Origin of the sequence: Streptomyces sp. WM6386 (assembly GCF_000972385.1) — a bacterium.
In the GTDB taxonomy this organism is placed as follows: domain Bacteria; phylum Actinomycetota; class Actinomycetes; order Streptomycetales; family Streptomycetaceae; genus Streptomyces.
Genome location: NZ_JXTE01000113.1, coordinates 1 through 15,734 on the forward strand (window position 1 = coordinate 1; position 15,734 = coordinate 15,734).

Genomic DNA, 15,734 nt, shown 5'->3' on the forward strand with positions numbered 1-15,734 from the left:
CCTGGGCCCCCGTCCCCCTCCCCACCCCCCTCCAGCAGAACGGCGCCGCCGTCCCCACCAAGGACGGGAGCCGTAAGCGGGCCAGGAAGGTCCTCGTCGTCGGTGCCGTGCTGCTCGCGCTCGTGTCCGGGGGCCTCGGTGGGGCCGTAGGGGCCTATCTGGAGCGCAATGGCGGTGTGGGGGACGTGGAGCTGCCGCAGGCCGACGCCGAGCCCGCAGGGCGGGCGCCGGACAGCGTGGCGGGGATCGCCGCACGGGCGCTGCCCAGCGTGGTGACCCTCCATGTGAGCGGCGCGGAGGAGCAGGGCACCGGCACCGGGTTCGTGCTCGACGACCGGGGCCACATCCTCACCAACAACCACGTCGTCGAGCCCGCCGGAGCCGACGGGGACATATCCGTCACCTTCCACAGTGGCGACACCGCCAAGGCCACCGTCGTCGGGCGGGACAGCGGCTACGACCTCGCCGTCGTGAAGGTCACCGGAGTCAGCGGGCTCCAGCCCATGACCCTCGGCAACTCCGACAGCGTCCAGGTCGGCGACCCGGTCGTCGCCATCGGCGCCCCCTACGACCTGGAGGGCACCGTCACCTCCGGGATCATCAGCGCCAAGGAGCGGCCCATCACGGCCGGCGGCGAGAGCGGCGACGGGAGCGACGTGTCGTATGTCGACGCCCTGCAGACCGACGCGCCCATCAACCCCGGCAACTCCGGCGGCCCTCTCCTCGACTCCAAGGCCCGGGTCATCGGCATCAACTCCGCCATCCGCTCCGCCGACGACGGCTCCGACTCCGGCGGCGCCCAGTCCGGCTCCATCGGCCTCGGCTTCGCCATCCCCATCAACCAGGGCAAGCGCGTCGCCGAGGAGCTGATCAACACCGGCAAGGCGACCCACCCGGTCATCGGCGTCACCCTCGACATGGACTACTCCGGCGACGGCGCCCGCGTCGGCACGAAGGGCAACGACGGCGGACCCGCGGTCATCGACGGCGGCGCCGGCGACAAGGCCGGCATCAAGGCGGGCGACGTCATCACCGAGGTCGACGGCCAGCGCATCCACTCCGGCGAGGAGCTGATCGTCAAGACCCGCGCCCACCGCCCCGGCGACGAGCTGGAGCTCACCGTGGAGCGCGGCGGCGAGGAGCTGACCATCTCCCTGGTGCTCGGATCCTCGGACGGCGATTGAGCGCCCCGATTGACAGAAACCTCACAGGCGCGCCCGCAAACCCCGCCCCACAAGGCAAACAACCCTCAAAACCGCTCATGCCCGCGCACTCGGAGGCCTCGGGACAGTACCGGTCGTACCGGATCGCCGGGTACCGTGGACCCGGCCCGGACATCGCAAGGAGCTTCAGGTGTTCAATGACATAGGACCGCTCGAGCTGGTGACGCTCGTTGTCCTCGCCGTGCTCGTCTTCGGTCCGGACAAGCTCCCGAAGGTCATCCAGGACGTCATGCGGACCGTCCGGAAGATCCGGGAGTTCTCGGAGAGCGCCAAGCAGGACATCCGCTCGGAACTCGGTCCCGAGTTCAAGGACTTCGAGTTCGAGGACCTGAACCCCAAGACGTTCATCCGCAAACAGATGGACAACGACGAGCTGGGGCTCAAGGAGATCCGCAACGGCTTCGACATCAAGAAGGAGATGGCCGAGGTCACGGACGCGGTCCACGGCCGTGAGTCGGACTCCTCCTCGTCCTCCTCCGGGTCCTCGTCCGGCGGCCGGATCGACATGACCAAGAAGCCCGAGGACGACGGCAAGGGCGACCGCCCGGTCTTCGACGCGGACGCCACCTGAACGTCGTACACCCGCAGCCCTCCACATGTTCCGGAGCCGCACGTCAGCGACGTGCGGCTCAGTCGTACGTGACGCGTTTCATAATCCGCCACGCCTCCGCGCGGCCTGAACCCGACGCCCGGACGCCCCACGCGCCGGGCGCTTTCCCTGCTGGTCCCGGTGGGGTGGCTATGCTGCCGAGTTGTTGTGCGGACCGGACGAGTCGCCCGAAGGGGGGTGGGCCGTTCCGGACCGACGAGGAACGAGGAGGCGTCCGGGCACATGGAGACGACGAGTCAGGCGGTCGCACAGGCCCCGGCCGCGGAGGGCGGACAGCAGGTCCCCTCCGCCCGGCGCACGGTCGACGGCTACCTGCTGGCGCCCTTCCCGTGGTACGGCCTCGACGAGGCCTTCACGGGTCCGCGCTGGCTGATGCAGGTCGGGACGGCGGCCGACGGTGCCGTCGAACACGGTTCGATCGGGCATGGTGACGAGCCCTCCGTACGGAACGAGGCGTCGGAGGACAAGGAGAAGTTCGCGGTGGTGGTGACCGTCGCGGCGAATCCGTCCCGGAGGAGCGCCGACGGCACGGGCCTTCTCGAGGCGACGTCGGTCTCCTCGGCGGCGTGGCTCGCGGGGGTCGGGCTGCTGTCCTTCACCTGGCCCGGCTCGATGGACCACTCGCTGCGCGACGACTGGCTGGACCAGCAGACGGAGACGGCGTGGGCCCTGGCCGACGACCTCGACGGCCCGGACTGGTCGACCTTGTCGCTCCCCGTGGACGGGGTGCCGACGTCCTTCCACTACCGCGAGTCCGAGTTCGGCTGGGTCCTCGCCGGGTCCACGCCGGAGGGCGTGCACGTGGGGGCGTACGGGAGAGGCATGAGCGCGTACGGGCTCGGCTTCGCCATGATCAAGGACATCTCGGCCTACGCATAGCCGGTGCTACGACGAGGGGGGCGCCGACTCACAGAGCCGGCACCCCCCTCGTCGTACGAGAAGCTAGAACTTGTTCCGCGGAGTGATCCCCAAGGACAGTCCCGCGAGGCCGCGCTGGCGTCCGCCCAGCTTGCCCGCGATCGCCCGCAGCGCCGCGCCCGCCGGGGAGTCCGGGTCGCTCAGGACGACCGGCTTGCCGTCGTCGCCGCCCTCGCGGAGGCGGACGTCGATCGGGATGGAGCCGAGGACCGGGACCGTGGCGCCGGTCGTCCTCGTGAGGCCGTCGGCGACCGTCTGGCCGCCGCCCGTGCCGAAGATGTCGACCATCTCGTCGCAGTGCGGGCAGGGCAGGCCGGACATGTTCTCGACCACGCCCACGATCTTCTGATGGGTCTGGACGGCGATGGCACCCGCCCGCTCGGCCACCTCGGCGGCAGCCTGCTGCGGGGTCGTGACGACCAGGATCTCGGCGTTCGGGACGAGCTGGGCCACGGAGATCGCGATGTCGCCCGTGCCCGGCGGAAGGTCGAGGAGGAGGACGTCGAGGTCACCCCAGTACACGTCCGCGAGGAACTGTTGAAGAGCCCTGTGCAGCATCGGGCCGCGCCACACCACCGGGGCGTTGCCCGGGGTGAACATGCCGATGGAGATGACCTTCACGCCGTGCGCGGAGGGCGGCATGATCATGTTCTCGACCTGGGTGGGACTCCCGTCGGCGCCCAGCATGCGGGGCACGGAGTGGCCGTAGATGTCGGCGTCCACGACGCCCACCTTCAGACCGTCCGCGGCCAGCGCCGCCGCCAGGTTCACCGTCACCGAGGACTTGCCGACGCCGCCCTTGCCGGAGGCGACCGCGTACACGCGCGTGAGCGAGCCCGGCTTGGCGAAGGGGACCTCGCGCTCGGTCTGGCCCCCGCGCAGGGCCGTCGCCAGCTCCTTGCGCTGCTCGTCGCTCATGACGTCGAGCGTGACGTCGACGCGCGTGACGCCCTCCACGGCCGAGACCGCGTCCGTCACCCGCTGGGTGATCGTCTCGCGCATCGGACACCCGGAGACCGTCAGATAGACGGCGACCGCGACCGCTCCGTCCGCGCCGATGTCCACCGACTTGACCATTCCCAGTTCGGTGATGGGTCGGTTGATCTCGGGGTCGTTCACCGTCGCCAGTGCCTCGCGCACCGCGTCTTCCGTAACCATAAGGACGATGGTACGGCGATCCGCGGCGGCCTCGGCATGCCCGTCAGCGGTCTTCTACGTCACGTCCCGCAGACCGTTCTGCCGGGAATACGACGTGCCCGTCCCGTCGCTCCTCCATTTCCTTCACGAGGTCGTGCAACTCGGAGCGGATCCAGTCCCGGGTGGCGACCTCGCCGAGGCCGATCCGCAGGGCGGCGATCTCGCGGGTCAGATACTCGGTGTCGGCGATCGAGCGCTCGTTCTGCTTGCGGTCCTGCTCCAGATTGACCCGGTCCCGGTCGTCCTGCCGGTTCTGCGCGAGCAGGATGAGAGGCGCCGCGTAGGAAGCCTGTAGCGACAGCATCAGCGTCAGGAAGATGAACGGGTAGTTGTCGAACTTCAGATCGCCCGGGGCGAAGATGTTCCACAGCACCCACACGATGATGACGATCGTCATCCAGACGATGAACCGCCCGGTGCCGAGGAACCGCGCGATGCGCTCGGAGAGCCGCCCGAAGGCCTCCGGGTCCCACTCGGGCAGCAGGCGACGCCGGGGCGGGCGCGGCTGGTCGAGGCGGACACGCGCGCGCGTGCTGGCCGTCGCACCGGCCGGGGTCCTCTCGCGCTCAGGAGCCATGCGGAGTCACCTCGCCCTCGTCGAGGTGGAACTCGGTCTCCCGCCAGTCCTCGGGAAGCATGTGGTCCAGTACGTCGTCCACGGTCACCGCGCCCAGCAGCGACCCGGAGTCGTCCACGACGGGCGCCGCCACCATGTCGTACGTCGCGAAGAACCCGGCGACGACCGGCAGCGCGGCGTCCGGGTCCAGGGGCTGGAGGTCGTCGTCGATGATCGCGCTGACCAGGGTGTACGGCGGGTCCCGCAGCAGGCGCTGGAAGTGGACCGTGCCGAGGTACTTGCCGGTCGGCGTCTCGTCGGGCGGGCGGCACACGTAGACCTGGGCGGCGAGGGCGGGGGACAGGTCGGCGTTGCGGACCCGGGCGAGGGCGTCGGCGACGGTGGCGTCAGGGCGCAGGACGATCGGCTCGGTCGTCATCAGACCGCCGGCCGTGTGCTCCTCGTAGGACATCAGGCGCCGCATGTCGGCCGCGTCGGCGGGCTCCATCAGGCTCAGCAGCCGCTCCTGGTCCTCCTCGGGGAGCTCGGAGAGCAGGTCGGCCGCGTCGTCCGGGTCCATGGCCTCCAGGACGTCCGCGGCCCGCTCCTCCTTGAGCTTGCCGAGGATCTCGATCTGGTCGTCCTCGGGGAGTTCTTCGAGCACGTCGGCCAGACGGTCGTCGTCGAGGGCCGCGGCGACCTCCGCGCGGCGCTTGGGGGAGAGGTGGTGCAGGACGTTCGCCAGGTCGGCGGGGCGGAGCTGCTCGAAGGTGGCGAGGAGGCTCTCGGCGCCCTGTCCGTGCTCCTCCAGGGAGAAGCCGGTGACGGCGGACCACTCGACGGTCAGCGCCTCGCCCTTGCGGCGGAAGGCGCCGCCCTTGCCGCCCTTGCGCACGAACACGCGGTCGATCTCCCAGTCCCGGCGGGCCGGCAGCTGCTGCACGGACACGTCGAGGACGGTGACCTCTTCCTTGGCCTCGACGAGCGTCACGCGCCGGTCCAGGAGCTCGCCGAAGACCAGGCGCTCGGTGGGCCGCTGCTCGAAGCGGCGGACGTTGAGCACCCCGGTCGTGATGACCTGGCCGGACTCGATGCTGGTCACGCGGGTCATGGGCAGGAAGATACGGCGCCGGGTCGACAGCTCGACGACAAGGCCGAGCACCCGAGGTGGTCTCCGTCCGACGCGCAGCATGACGACCAGGTCGCGCACCCGGCCCACCTGATCGCCGTTCGGATCGAAGACGGCGACTCCGGCGAGATGCGAGACGAAGATCCTGGGGACACCCCCTGCCATGCCTGCGCCTCCTATTCACGCCAATTGCCCGCTGGGATGGGCTTCAGGCTAGCCCGTCCCGATGCGGTACGCCCTGGTGGGGCGGTCCGGACGGACTGGCTCCGTAAGGCCCGCGGGGCCCCGGTACTCTGCGGTACGCCTCCGATGGACCCTCGTCAGAAAGGCAGCCCCACCTGTGACTGCGATTGCCCAGGGCCGCACCCGCCGGACCGGACTGCTGGGCGCGATGTGCGCCCTGGTCGTGACGGGAACGGGCCTGACAGGGTGCGGTGGTGACGACCCCGACGCGGGCACCAACGGGGTCGGCAAGCTGCCGGCCGCCCAGATCCAGACGAAGGCCAAGGCGGCCGCCGAATCCGCCGGCACGGTACGTCTCTCAGGGAACGTGGTCACCAGCGGGCGCACTTACAAACTCGACATGCGTCTCAAATCCGACGGCGGCTCGGGCTCGGTCACCTCCGAGGGCGCGACCTTCCGGCTGCTGCGGATCGGCGAGCAGCTCTACCTCAAGGCCGACGCGGACTTCTGGGGACAGCAGGACGGCAAGGACGACTCCGGAACGGACACGGCCGCCGCCGACAAGCTGGACGACAAGTTCGTGAAGGTGCCGCAGGGAGACCCCTCGTACAAGAAGTTCAGCGGCTTCACGGACAAGGACGTCCTCCTGGCGGGCCTGCTGACCCTCCACGGCGAGCTGTCCACCGACGGTCACCACGAACAGTCCGGCATCCGCACCATCCGCATCACCGGCGGCGACGGCTCCGGCGGCAAGCTGGACGTCTCCCTGGAGGGCGAGCCGTATCCGCTCCGCCTGGAGCGCGCGGGCGGCGCGGGCACGCTGACCTTCTCGGGCTGGGGCAAGTCCTTCAGCCTGAAGGAGCCGGGGAAGGACGAGACGGTGGACTACGGCAAGCAGCTGCCGACGTCCTGACTACTTGCGCTTGCGCCGCTTCAGCAGCAGCTTCGGCAGCCCCGCGGGGATCGGCCGGCGGGTCGTGGCCGTCGTGGGAACCGGCGCCTCGGCCAGATCCCCGTCGGGCAGCGGCAGCGTCACCCCCGTCGGCTCGAGCCGCAGCACCCGGCACTCGCGCGCCCAGCGCCCCGTCATCGCCTCGCCGTCGGGCGCGTTGAGCCGCTTGCCCTTGAGTTCGGAGACGGCCGCGTCCCAGACCTCGGACCCGGCGGACAGCTCGACGACCTTCGCCGTCCAGGACACCAGCCGCCCGCCCTTGTCCTTGCTGCGGACGGTCACCTCGGCCTCGGTCCCGTCGCTGAGGCCCGGCAGCGGCTGCTCGCCCGGCCCGTCGCCGACCAGACACACCGCACCCTCGTGCCACACGTGCCAGAGCGCCCGGGCCGGACCCTGGGGACCCCTGACCCAGACGAGGCCGGACTTCTTCGTGGCCTCCTCGACGAGGGCCTGGTCGAGCAGCTCGCTTGTCATGCGCCCAGCCTATCCAGGGGGGTCACCGGGACCGGGTCACAGCCAGCCGTTGCGCTTCAGCGTGCGGTGGATGCCGAGGCAGATGACACCGGTGATCATCATGATCACGGGGTAGCCGTACCGCCAGTGCAGCTCGGGCATGTGCTCGAAGTTCATGCCGTACACGCCACACACCATCGTCGGTACGGCGATGATGGCCGCCCACGAGGTGATCTTGCGCATGTCCTCGTTCTGCGCGACGGACGCCTGCGCGAGGTTGGCCTGGAGGATCGAGTTGAGCAGCTCGTCGAAGCCGATGACCTGCTCCTGGACCCGGGCGAGGTGGTCGGCGACGTCCCGGAAGTACTTCTGGATGTCGGGGTCGATGAGCCGCATCGGCCGCTCGCTCAGCAGCTGCATGGGGCGCAGGAGCGGGGAGACGGCCCGCTTGAACTCCAGGACCTCACGCTTGAGTTGGTAGATCCGGCCGGCGTCCGTGCCGCGCGGCGAGCCCTTGCGCCCCGGCGAGAACACCTCCGTCTCGACCTCGTCGATGTCGTCCTGAACCGCGTCGGCGACCGCGATGTACCCGTCGACGACATGGTCGGCGATCGCGTGCAGCACCGCCGAAGGGCCCTTGGCGAGCAGCTCGGGGTCGTCCTGGAGGCGGTGGCGCAGAGCCCGCAGGGAACCCTGTCCGCCGTGCCGGACGGTGATGAAGAAGTCCCGTCCGGTGAAGCACATGACCTCGCCGGTCTCGACGATCTCGCTGTTGGCGGTGAGCTCGTCGTGCTCGACGTAGTGGATGGTCTTGAAGACGGTGAAGAGGGAGTCGTCGTAGCGCTCCAGCTTGGGCCGCTGGTGTGCCTGCACCGCGTCCTCCACTGCCAGCGGGTGCAGCCCGAACTCGCTTGCGATACCGGAGAATTCGGCCTCGGTCGGCTCGTGCAGCCCGATCCACACGAAGCCCCCGTCGCGGCGCACCTGACGCATCGCCTCGTGCGGCGTCAGCGCCTTCGGCATCTGGACGCGGGCCCCGTCGCGGTAGACGGCGCAGTCGACGACGGCCGAGGGCGTCCCGGGGTCACGCGTGGTGTCGTAGTCCGTGCTGCTGCTCTTGCGCAGCGAGACGCGGGAGGGTCGGACCACGGCACGCAGGTCGCGGATCATCGACATGGCGGGCTCCTTCGCGACAGGCAACGAAAAGCCGCTTCAACGGATGGAACTGCCCGGAATGAGGACGTCCTGGCGAGGGGTATCTCCCGCCCTTGAGGCAGGGGAAGGATGTTTGGCACGTCCACAAAGCGGGGAGCACCGCACCATTGCGGTAGCGGGTTTCGCTGCTGATACAGATCAAACAGATCAGGCAAAACGAGACGAAGTGCTCTTCCGACGATGAAGACGCGAGCGTGAGAGGCGGCGATCGGCCGAAGGCGGATCAGCTACATCAGTGGCCGGAAGGGCGAGTGGTACTACCAGGTCGACTTCGATCCATGACAGCCCCACCTCCTCCGGTCGGTCCCTCGTAAGGGACGATCCATTCCCCGTAGGGGGAGTCTCACGGCGTCGGGACTCGGTAGCGACGCTCCTGCGTGCTGCCCCGAACCACCGGCAAAGAGTATCAGCCGACTGAATAGTCAAGGCGCTGCTTTGCCCGGTACTGACGAGTTCTATGCTCGCGGCATGGCTGATGTTCTTCCCTTGGTCGAGGCCCGGTTGCGTACGGCGCTGGGCGAACCGGACGCGCGCGCCGCGGTCACCTTCCTCGGTACGGACCGCGTCGAGGTGCTGCGTTTCCAGGAGGGCGACATCGTCCGCTACGCCACGCTCGGCATGTCGGCACAACCGATGGGCGACCCCACCGCGATGCTCGCCGACCCGGTCAAGGGGCCGCGCGCCGAGCTGGTCCTCTCGGTCCGCGCCGGACTCTCCGACACCGACAAGGTGCTCCGCCCGCTCGCCGTACTTGCCGCGTCCCCCCAGGTCGAGGGCGTGATCGTGGCCCCCGGCGCCTCTCTCGACGTCGGCGAACCCCTGTGGCCCGGCGCCCCGTTCACCTCGGTCCTGGTGGCCGAACCGGGCGGCCTGGTCGAGGACCTGGAGCTCGACGAGCCCATGGACCCGGTCCGGTTCCTGCCGCTGCTGCCCATGACCCCGAACGAGGCCGCCTGGAAGCGCGTCCACGGTGCTCAGGCCCTCCAGGAGCGCTGGCTGACGAACGGGACGGACCTCCGGGATCCGTCCCGCAAGTCCGTCCCGCTGGAGTGACTGATCTCACCAACCGGTGGCTGAAAAGCGTCAGTTGGCGAAGACGGCGACGCTGTCCTCTGTGGCGTGCTTCGACTCCAGCTCCTCCGCGTCCCGAGTGAGCGCGTTCCGTCGTACGACGACCACCAGCGCGCCGAGGACGGCGGTGACCGCCGCCACCACGAACGGGATGTGGATGTCGGTCCACTCCTCGATCTTCGGCGCGAAGAAGGGCGCGGCGGCGGCCGCGAACCAGCGCACGAAGTTGTAGCCGGCGCTCGCGACCGGCCGCGGCGCGTCCGACACGCCGAGCGCCAGCTCCGTGTAGACGGTGTTGTTCACACCGATGAAGGCGCCGGAGAGGATCGTGCAGACGATCGCGGCGGTGTGGCTGCCGTAGCCGAGGACGAGTACGTCGACGGCGAGCAGGACGAGCGAGCCGCCGAGCACCTTCAGCGAACCGAACCGCCGCTGCAGACGCGGTGCCACGAGCACCGAGAACACGGCGAGCAGCACGCCCCAGGCGAAGAACACGGCACCCGACTTGTACGGGGTCATGTCCAGCACGAACGGCGTGAAGGCCAGCACGGTGAAGAACGTGTAGTTGTAGAAGAACGCCGAGGCGGCGACGGAGGCGAGGCCGCCGTGGCCCAGTGCCTTGATGGGGTCGAGCACCGAGGTCCTTCGGGCCGGCTTGGGCTGTTCCTTCAGGAACACCGTGATGCACAGGAAGCCGACCGCCATCAGGAAGGCCGTGCCGAAGAACGGGTAGCGCCAGTTGGCGTCGCCGAGCAGTGCGCCCAGCAGCGGGCCGCACGCCATGCCCAGGCCGAGCGCCGACTCGTACAGCAGGATCGCCGCAGCGCTCCCGCCCGCCGCCGCGCCGACGATGACGGCGAGGGCCGTCGAGACGAAGAGGGCGTTGCCGAGGCCCCAGCCCGCGCGGAAGCCGACGAGTTCGGCGACCGAGTTCGAGGTGCCCGCGAGGCCGGCGAAGACGACGACGAACGCGAGGCCGAGCAGCAGGGTCTTGCGGCCGCCGATGCGGCTGGAGACGAAGCCGGTGATCAGCATCGCGACGGCGGTGATGAGGAAGTACGAGGTGAAGAGCAGGGAGACCTGGCTGGCGGTGGCGTCGAGGCCCTGGGCGATGGACGGCAGGATCGGGTCGACCAGTCCGATGCCCATGAAGGCGACGACGGAGGCACCGGCCGTGGCCCAGACCGCCTTGGGCTGTCGCAGGAGGCTGCCCGCTCCCGCGTCGAAGGCGTCCATGGTTTTCTCCAATTCCGGCGAGGAGATGGTTGGTATATGCACATAGTAAGTTAGGGCAGCTAATTAATGCAAGCTGCATCTAGTTTCCCTGGTCGGACGATCCTGACGGCGGTTCCGCCCGGACGGGTGATCGTCCTTGACGTGGGGGAGCAGGGGTAGGACCGTGGGGCCCTATGAGGGGCGAACCCAGTTGCCCGAAGTGTGGTGGCCGGGTCAGGGCTCCCGGACTCTTCGCCGACACCTGGCAGTGCGATGTGCACGGGACGGTGCATCCGCTCCAGCCGGTGATCCCGCCCAGCGTCGAGGCGCTCGACGTCGTGGTGCACCGCACACAGGTACCGGTCTGGATGCCGTGGCCACTGCCGGTCGGCTGGCTGTTCACGGGTGTGGGCTGCGCGGGCGACGATCGCAGCGGGGGCCGTGCGACGGCGGTGGCGTGCACGGGGCCGGGTCCGCTGGGCGGTATCGGGGAGCTGATCCTTGTCGCCGAGGAGCTCGGTGTGGGGCTCGGGGCGCGGTACGCCGGGATCGACGGGCCGGATCCGGGGCCGTACATGAGCGTCGAGAAACCACCGCAGGCGAAGGTGCTGGCCGCCGGGCGGCCTACGCCGCTGTGGCATGTCTCCGGGGCGCCGGATGATCGTGCGGTCTTCGCCGGTGAGGCTCGTGGGTTGTGGCTGTGGGCGGTTGTGTGGCCGGAGCAGTCGGGGTTGTTGATGTACGACGAGCTGGTGCTGACCGATCTGCGGGACGCCGGGGCCGAGGTGGAGCTGGTGCCGTGCGGAGCGTTGTCGCCGCGCTTGCTTGAGCCGTAGCGCCTGCCGGGGGTGGGGGCTTCGGTGCGTTGGCGGCTGTGGGTTGTCTGTGGCTTGTCGCGCAGTTCCCCGCGCCCCTGGGTGGGTCTGTGTAAAGGTCGCTCACAGGTTTCGGGTGTGACAGGGGTCCTTGTAAGTCCGGTTATCCTTTAGCGGTCCCTGTGTTCCGTCGTTGTCTGGAGTTCGTGTCGTGCGTATTGATCTGCACACCCACTCCACGGCTTCCGACGGTACGGACACGCCTGCTGAGCTGGTGCGTAATGCCGCCGCTGCTGGGTTGGACGTTGTCGCGCTGACCGATCACGACACCACGCGTGGGTATGCCGGGGCGATCGCCGCGCTGCCGGAGGGGCTCACGCTCGTCACCGGGGCCGAGCTGTCCTGTCGTATCGACGGCGTGTCCATGCATCTGCTGGCCTACCTCTTCGATCCCGAGGAGGCGGAGCTGCTCGCCGAGCGGGAGCTGGTGCGGGACGACCGGGTGCCGCGGGCGCGGGGCATGGTCGCCAAGCTCAACGAGCTGGGGGTGCCCATCACTTGGGAACAGGTGATGCGGATCGCCGGGGACGGGTCCGTCGGGCGGCCGCATGTCGCCACCGCGCTCGTCGAGCTCGGGGTCGTACCGACCGTGAGCGACGCCTTCACCCAGGACTGGCTCGCCGACGGCGGCCGGGCCTTCGTGGAGAAGCACGAGACCGACCCCTTCGAGGCGATCCGGCTGGTCAAGGCCGCGGGCGGGGTCACCGTCTTCGCGCACCCGGGCGCCGGCAAGCGCGGGCGTACGGTGCCGGAGTCCACGATCGCCGAGCTGGCCGCGGCCGGGCTCGACGGTATCGAGGTCGATCACATGGACCACGACGAGGAGACCCGGGTCGGACTGCGCGGACTCGCCGCCGAGCTGGGGCTGCTGGTCACGGGCTCCTCCGACTACCACGGCAGCCGCAAGACCGTCACGCTCGGCGAGTACCGGACCGACCCCGAGGTGTACGGCGAGATCACCCGGCGCGCCACCGGCGCGTTCCCGGTGCCGGGGACCGGCGGAGCCTGAGACTCGCTCCCACGTCCATCTGATCTCTCCCTTTCTCCTCGCAAGGCTCTCCTGTGTTCGACGCTGCCGTTTTCGGCTCCCTGTTCCTGACCCTGTTCGTCATCATGGATCCCCCCGGGATCACCCCGATCTTCCTGGCGCTGACCTCCGGCCGGCCCGCCAAGGTGCAGAAGCGGATGGCCTTCCAGGCCGTCTGTGTCGCCGGCGGTGTCATCACCGTCTTCGGGCTCCTCGGGCACCAGATCCTCGACTACCTGCATGTCTCCGTCCCCGCGCTGATGATCGCGGGCGGGCTGCTGCTCCTGCTGATCGCCCTGGACCTGCTGACCGGCAAGACCGACGAGCCCAAGCAGACCAAGGACGTCAATGTGGCGCTGGTGCCGCTGGGCATGCCGCTGCTGGCGGGGCCGGGCGCGATCGTGTCGGTCATCCTCGCCGTGCAGAAGGCCGGCAGCGTCGCCACACAGGTGTCGGTGTGGATGGCGATCCTCGCCATCCATGTCGTGCTGTGGCTGGTGATGCGGTACTCGCTGCTGATCATCCGGGTCATCAAGGACGGCGGCGTGGTCCTGGTGACACGGCTCGCGGGCATGATGCTCTCCGCGATCGCCGTACAGCAGATCATCAACGGCATCACGCAGGTGATCCAGGGGAGCTGATCCCCGCGGCCGGACAGCGCAGAGCCCCCGTACGACATCGTTGCCGTACGGGGGCTCTGAAGCCTGTGTGTTACCCGTATGTGTTACGAGGCCGAGGCCTCGGCCGGGCGGATCCAGAGACGCTGGCCTATCGAGGCGGCCTGCTGAACGATCCGATTGACGGAGGCGGCGTCCACAACGGTGCTGTCCACGGGCGTGCCGTCGACGTCGTCGAGTCGCATGATTTCGAAGCGCATGGGCTTCTCCCTTCGTCTGGTCATCCTCCTGCGGAGAATTACTGCGTACGTAGGTAGTCAACGGGGTGTGCGTTACAAACATTCCCTACGCTAAAGAAATTTTTCGAACAACTAACTACTGACCGGTAAGCGACTCTCCGCTGTCTCTTCGGAGACCGACCGGGACCGGTTGTGTTCGCAGCGTGACCGCCGGGACAATGGAGACGATGAACGACGACCTCGCGGCACTCGCCGCCCGCATCGACCACACCAACGAGCTGCTGACGCGCATGCTCGCCGAAGTGGCGAAGACACCCTCGACCCATGCGATCTTCGTCGACGCGGGGTATCTGTACGCGGCCGCGGGCCGTCTGGTCGCCGGGACCGAGGACCGCCGGGCCTTCGACCTGGACGCCGAGGGGCTGATCGAGGCGCTCATCGACCGGGCCCGCACGATCTTCGCGGACAGCAGGCTGCTGCGGGTCTACTGGTACGACGGCGCCCGGCGCCGCATCCACACCTCGGAACAGCAGACGATCGCCGAGCTTCCGGACGTCAAGGTGCGGCTGGGCAATCTCAACGCCAACAACCAGCAGAAGGGCGTCGACTCACTCATCAGGACCGACCTGGAGTCCCTCGCTCGGCACCGGGCGATCAGCGACGCGGCCCTGCTCGGCGGCGACGAGGACCTGGTCTCCGCGGTCGAGGCGGCCCAGGGGTACGGCGCCCGCGTCCACCTGTGGGGCATCGAGGCGCCCGAGGGCCGCAACCAGGCCGAGCCGCTGCTCTGGGAGGTCGACAGCCAGCGCGTCCTCGACCTCGACTTCTTCAAGCCGTACGTGTCACGGCGTACGTCCGCCGCCTACGAGACCTCGGCGAACCGGCCCAGCCGCGAGGACGTCCGCTTCGTGGGCGCCCAGATCGCGGCGAAGTGGCTGGCATCGCGGGGGCGGGAGACGCTGAGGGAGCTGCTGCGCGGGCATCCGTACCTGCCGGGGTCGGTGGACCAGGATCTGCTGGTGGAGGCGGAAGGGCTGCTGCAGTACTCCCTGCGGGGGCAGGCGGATCTGCGGCGGGCGTTGCGGGACGGGTTCTGGGAGCACCTTCAGGGGCAGTACTAGCGGCTCTTGGCGGCCCGGCCCTACTGGGACGACCGGGCGCTGTCCCAGAAGTCGGCGACGGCGCGGGCCGTCTCCAGGGGGCGGTCCGTGTTGGGGGAGTGCTCGGCGCCGGGGATCACGGTCCTGCGGGCCCGCAGCCGGACGGCCATGTGGTCGAGCAGCGGCACCGGCCAGGTGTCGTCGTGCGAGCCGGACAGTACGTGGAACGGCAGCGGTACGGCGGCCAGTTCGGCCACCCGGTCCGGCTCGGCACACAACTGGCGGCCGGTGGAGATGAGTTGGGCGGGCTTGGTGCCCATCCAGCGCCGGCGCAGGTCCTCCCGGTCGTCGAGCCCGGAGTCCAGCCGGCCTCCGGTGTCGGTCTCCTCCGGCGGTTCCATGGCCTGGATCGCGTCCCACACCTCCGCCATGCTCATCACCGTCAGCGCGTCCCGGAGCAGCTTCACGCGCTGCTGCTGGGAGCCGGAGATCTGGGCGGGGCCCGAGGACATGAGGGTGAGGGAGCGGAAGGGGCCGGGGTCCAGGAGGACGGCCGCCCGCGCGATCTGCCCGCCGAGGGAGTGCCCGACGAGATGCACGGGTCCGTCGAGGGCCGCGGCCTGCGCGAGTACGTCCTTCGCCAACTCGTCCTGCGCGTAAGCCGATTCGTCGTCCGCCGGACCGGCGGACTCGAACTGTCCCCGTCCGTCCACCGCGACCGTCCGGTACCCGCGCGCGGCGAGCGGCACATGCAGCGGGTTGAAGTCCTCCTTGCTGCCGGTGAACCCGGGCAGCAGCAGAGCGGTTCCCCTGGGGGCGACGCCGTCCGCCACGGGCGCGTCGACGACGGCGAACTCACCGCGAGCGGTGCGCAGGGAGTGGGCGCGGGCGCCGGGGGGTGGGGCGAAGGTGGGGGGCCTGCTCATGCCATGAGGCTATCCGGCGGGGCGGGTGGAGGGCGGCGGTGGCTGTGTGAAGTGGGCCATGTGGGGCCCTTGCGGGGTGTGGCGGGTCGGGCGGCAGGCCGCGGTTCATGTGAGGCGGGTTAGTGAGGGGGCGGTCTCGCTGCCCCGGGGTGAGGGGGCATGTGGGTGTGTGAGCCGGGCTGGCTCTTCAGGAGGGGGCCTGAAACGCCGAAGGCCCGGCCCACGTGA

The 15,734-nt window shown here is 69.6% G+C and carries 17 protein-coding genes; 9 read left to right on the forward strand and 8 right to left on the reverse strand.

Going from position 1 to position 15,734, the window contains the following annotated elements; translation table 11 throughout:
- From TN53_RS38705 to TN53_RS38715, 3 genes are all read left to right on the forward strand, one after another.
- A partial coding sequence (locus TN53_RS38705; RefSeq protein ID WP_046263528.1) for a S1C family serine protease occupies positions 1–1,184 on the forward strand: 1,184 nt, incomplete at its 5' end.
- A 169-nt stretch (positions 1,185–1,353) separates the two neighbouring features.
- Positions 1,354–1,794 carry a sec-independent translocase gene (locus TN53_RS38710; RefSeq protein ID WP_046263529.1) on the forward strand — a complete coding sequence of 147 codons (441 nt, stop codon included), beginning with the start codon at positions 1,354–1,356 and terminating at the stop codon, positions 1,792–1,794.
- A 261-nt stretch (positions 1,795–2,055) separates the two neighbouring features.
- Positions 2,056–2,712: a hypothetical protein gene (locus TN53_RS38715; RefSeq protein WP_046263530.1), complete on the forward strand. Its 657-nt coding sequence runs from the start codon at positions 2,056–2,058 to the stop codon at positions 2,710–2,712.
- Positions 2,713–2,775: 63 nt separating this feature from the next.
- Here TN53_RS38715 and TN53_RS38720 read toward each other — a convergent pair whose 3' ends face one another.
- The 3 genes from TN53_RS38720 to TN53_RS38730 are packed head-to-tail and all read right to left on the reverse strand — an operon-like array spanning position 2,776 to position 5,798.
- A complete protein-coding gene (locus TN53_RS38720; protein WP_046263531.1) occupies positions 2,776–3,909 on the reverse strand; it encodes an Mrp/NBP35 family ATP-binding protein in 1,134 nt (377 codons plus the stop codon).
- Positions 3,910–3,952: 43 nt separating this feature from the next.
- Positions 3,953–4,525, reverse strand: a complete 573-nt coding sequence (locus TN53_RS38725; protein WP_046263532.1) for a DUF1003 domain-containing protein — start codon at positions 4,523–4,525, stop codon at positions 3,953–3,955.
- The gene (locus TN53_RS38730; protein WP_046263533.1) at positions 4,515–5,798 is read right to left on the reverse strand and encodes a magnesium transporter MgtE N-terminal domain-containing protein; all 1,284 of its coding nucleotides are present in this window, start codon (positions 5,796–5,798) and stop codon (positions 4,515–4,517) included. The genes TN53_RS38725 and TN53_RS38730 overlap by 11 nt, the downstream gene beginning before the upstream one ends.
- A gap of 175 nt (positions 5,799–5,973) precedes the next feature.
- Here TN53_RS38730 and TN53_RS38735 point away from each other — a divergent pair, with 175 nt between their 5' ends.
- Positions 5,974–6,729 carry a hypothetical protein gene (locus TN53_RS38735; RefSeq protein WP_046263534.1) on the forward strand — a complete coding sequence of 252 codons (756 nt, stop codon included), beginning with the start codon at positions 5,974–5,976 and terminating at the stop codon, positions 6,727–6,729.
- Here TN53_RS38735 and TN53_RS38740 read toward each other — a convergent pair whose 3' ends face one another.
- Complete coding sequence (locus tag TN53_RS38740; protein WP_046263535.1) at positions 6,730–7,242, reverse strand: hypothetical protein; 513 nt, start codon at positions 7,240–7,242, stop codon at positions 6,730–6,732.
- A 36-nt stretch (positions 7,243–7,278) separates the two neighbouring features.
- Positions 7,279–8,397: a magnesium and cobalt transport protein CorA gene (locus TN53_RS38745; protein ID WP_046263536.1), complete on the reverse strand. Its 1,119-nt coding sequence runs from the start codon at positions 8,395–8,397 to the stop codon at positions 7,279–7,281.
- A gap of 507 nt (positions 8,398–8,904) precedes the next feature.
- Here TN53_RS38745 and TN53_RS38750 point away from each other — a divergent pair.
- Positions 8,905–9,489, forward strand: coding sequence for a suppressor of fused domain protein (locus tag TN53_RS38750; protein WP_046263537.1), 585 nt, complete (start codon positions 8,905–8,907; stop codon positions 9,487–9,489).
- A 30-nt stretch (positions 9,490–9,519) separates the two neighbouring features.
- Here the strand turns inward: TN53_RS38750 and TN53_RS38755 are convergent, their stop codons facing one another.
- Entirely contained in the window at positions 9,520–10,743 is a 1,224-nt protein-coding gene (locus TN53_RS38755) for an MFS transporter (protein ID WP_046263538.1), read from the reverse strand.
- Positions 10,744–10,916: 173 nt separating this feature from the next.
- Here TN53_RS38755 and TN53_RS38760 point away from each other — a divergent pair, with 173 nt between their 5' ends.
- From TN53_RS38760 to TN53_RS38770, 3 genes are all read left to right on the forward strand, one after another.
- On the forward strand, positions 10,917–11,558 hold the full coding sequence (locus TN53_RS38760; RefSeq protein WP_046263539.1) for a DUF6758 family protein: 642 nt from the start codon (positions 10,917–10,919) through the stop codon (positions 11,556–11,558).
- Positions 11,559–11,748: 190 nt separating this feature from the next.
- Complete coding sequence (locus tag TN53_RS38765) at positions 11,749–12,606, forward strand: PHP domain-containing protein (RefSeq protein WP_046263540.1); 858 nt, start codon at positions 11,749–11,751, stop codon at positions 12,604–12,606.
- Positions 12,607–12,659: 53 nt separating this feature from the next.
- The gene (locus TN53_RS38770) at positions 12,660–13,265 is read left to right on the forward strand and encodes a MarC family protein (protein WP_046263541.1); all 606 of its coding nucleotides are present in this window, start codon (positions 12,660–12,662) and stop codon (positions 13,263–13,265) included.
- Between the two features lie 83 nt (positions 13,266–13,348).
- On the opposite strand, the gene TN53_RS46080 is transcribed toward TN53_RS38770, so the two are convergent.
- Positions 13,349–13,501, reverse strand: coding sequence for a hypothetical protein (locus tag TN53_RS46080; RefSeq protein ID WP_095046964.1), 153 nt, complete (start codon positions 13,499–13,501; stop codon positions 13,349–13,351).
- A gap of 206 nt (positions 13,502–13,707) precedes the next feature.
- Between TN53_RS46080 and TN53_RS38775 the strand changes: the two genes are divergently transcribed.
- Complete coding sequence (locus tag TN53_RS38775; protein ID WP_046263542.1) at positions 13,708–14,601, forward strand: NYN domain-containing protein; 894 nt, start codon at positions 13,708–13,710, stop codon at positions 14,599–14,601.
- Positions 14,602–14,621: 20 nt separating this feature from the next.
- On the opposite strand, the gene TN53_RS38780 is transcribed toward TN53_RS38775, so the two are convergent.
- The gene (locus tag TN53_RS38780) at positions 14,622–15,506 is read right to left on the reverse strand and encodes an alpha/beta fold hydrolase (RefSeq protein WP_095046965.1); all 885 of its coding nucleotides are present in this window, start codon (positions 15,504–15,506) and stop codon (positions 14,622–14,624) included.
- Positions 15,507–15,734 lie beyond the last annotated feature (228 nt).

Coding starts and splice junctions, on each gene's coding strand:
- TN53_RS38715 (WP_046263530.1), top strand. CDS start 2,056: ATGGAGACGACGAGTCAGGCGGTCGCACAGGCCCCGGCCGCGGAGGGC.
- TN53_RS38720 (WP_046263531.1), bottom strand. CDS start 3,909: ATGGTTACGGAAGACGCGGTGCGCGAGGCACTGGCGACGGTGAACGAC.
- TN53_RS38725 (WP_046263532.1), bottom strand. CDS start 4,525: ATGGCTCCTGAGCGCGAGAGGACCCCGGCCGGTGCGACGGCCAGCACG.
- TN53_RS38730 (WP_046263533.1), bottom strand. CDS start 5,798: ATGGCAGGGGGTGTCCCCAGGATCTTCGTCTCGCATCTCGCCGGAGTC.
- TN53_RS38740 (WP_046263535.1), bottom strand. CDS start 7,242: ATGACAAGCGAGCTGCTCGACCAGGCCCTCGTCGAGGAGGCCACGAAG.
- TN53_RS38745 (WP_046263536.1), bottom strand. CDS start 8,397: ATGTCGATGATCCGCGACCTGCGTGCCGTGGTCCGACCCTCCCGCGTC.
- TN53_RS38750 (WP_046263537.1), top strand. CDS start 8,905: ATGGCTGATGTTCTTCCCTTGGTCGAGGCCCGGTTGCGTACGGCGCTG.
- TN53_RS38755 (WP_046263538.1), bottom strand. CDS start 10,743: ATGGACGCCTTCGACGCGGGAGCGGGCAGCCTCCTGCGACAGCCCAAG.
- TN53_RS38760 (WP_046263539.1), top strand. CDS start 10,917: ATGAGGGGCGAACCCAGTTGCCCGAAGTGTGGTGGCCGGGTCAGGGCT.
- TN53_RS46080 (WP_095046964.1), bottom strand. CDS start 13,501: ATGCGCTTCGAAATCATGCGACTCGACGACGTCGACGGCACGCCCGTG.
- TN53_RS38775 (WP_046263542.1), top strand. CDS start 13,708: ATGAACGACGACCTCGCGGCACTCGCCGCCCGCATCGACCACACCAAC.
- TN53_RS38780 (WP_095046965.1), bottom strand. CDS start 15,506: ATGAGCAGGCCCCCCACCTTCGCCCCACCCCCCGGCGCCCGCGCCCAC.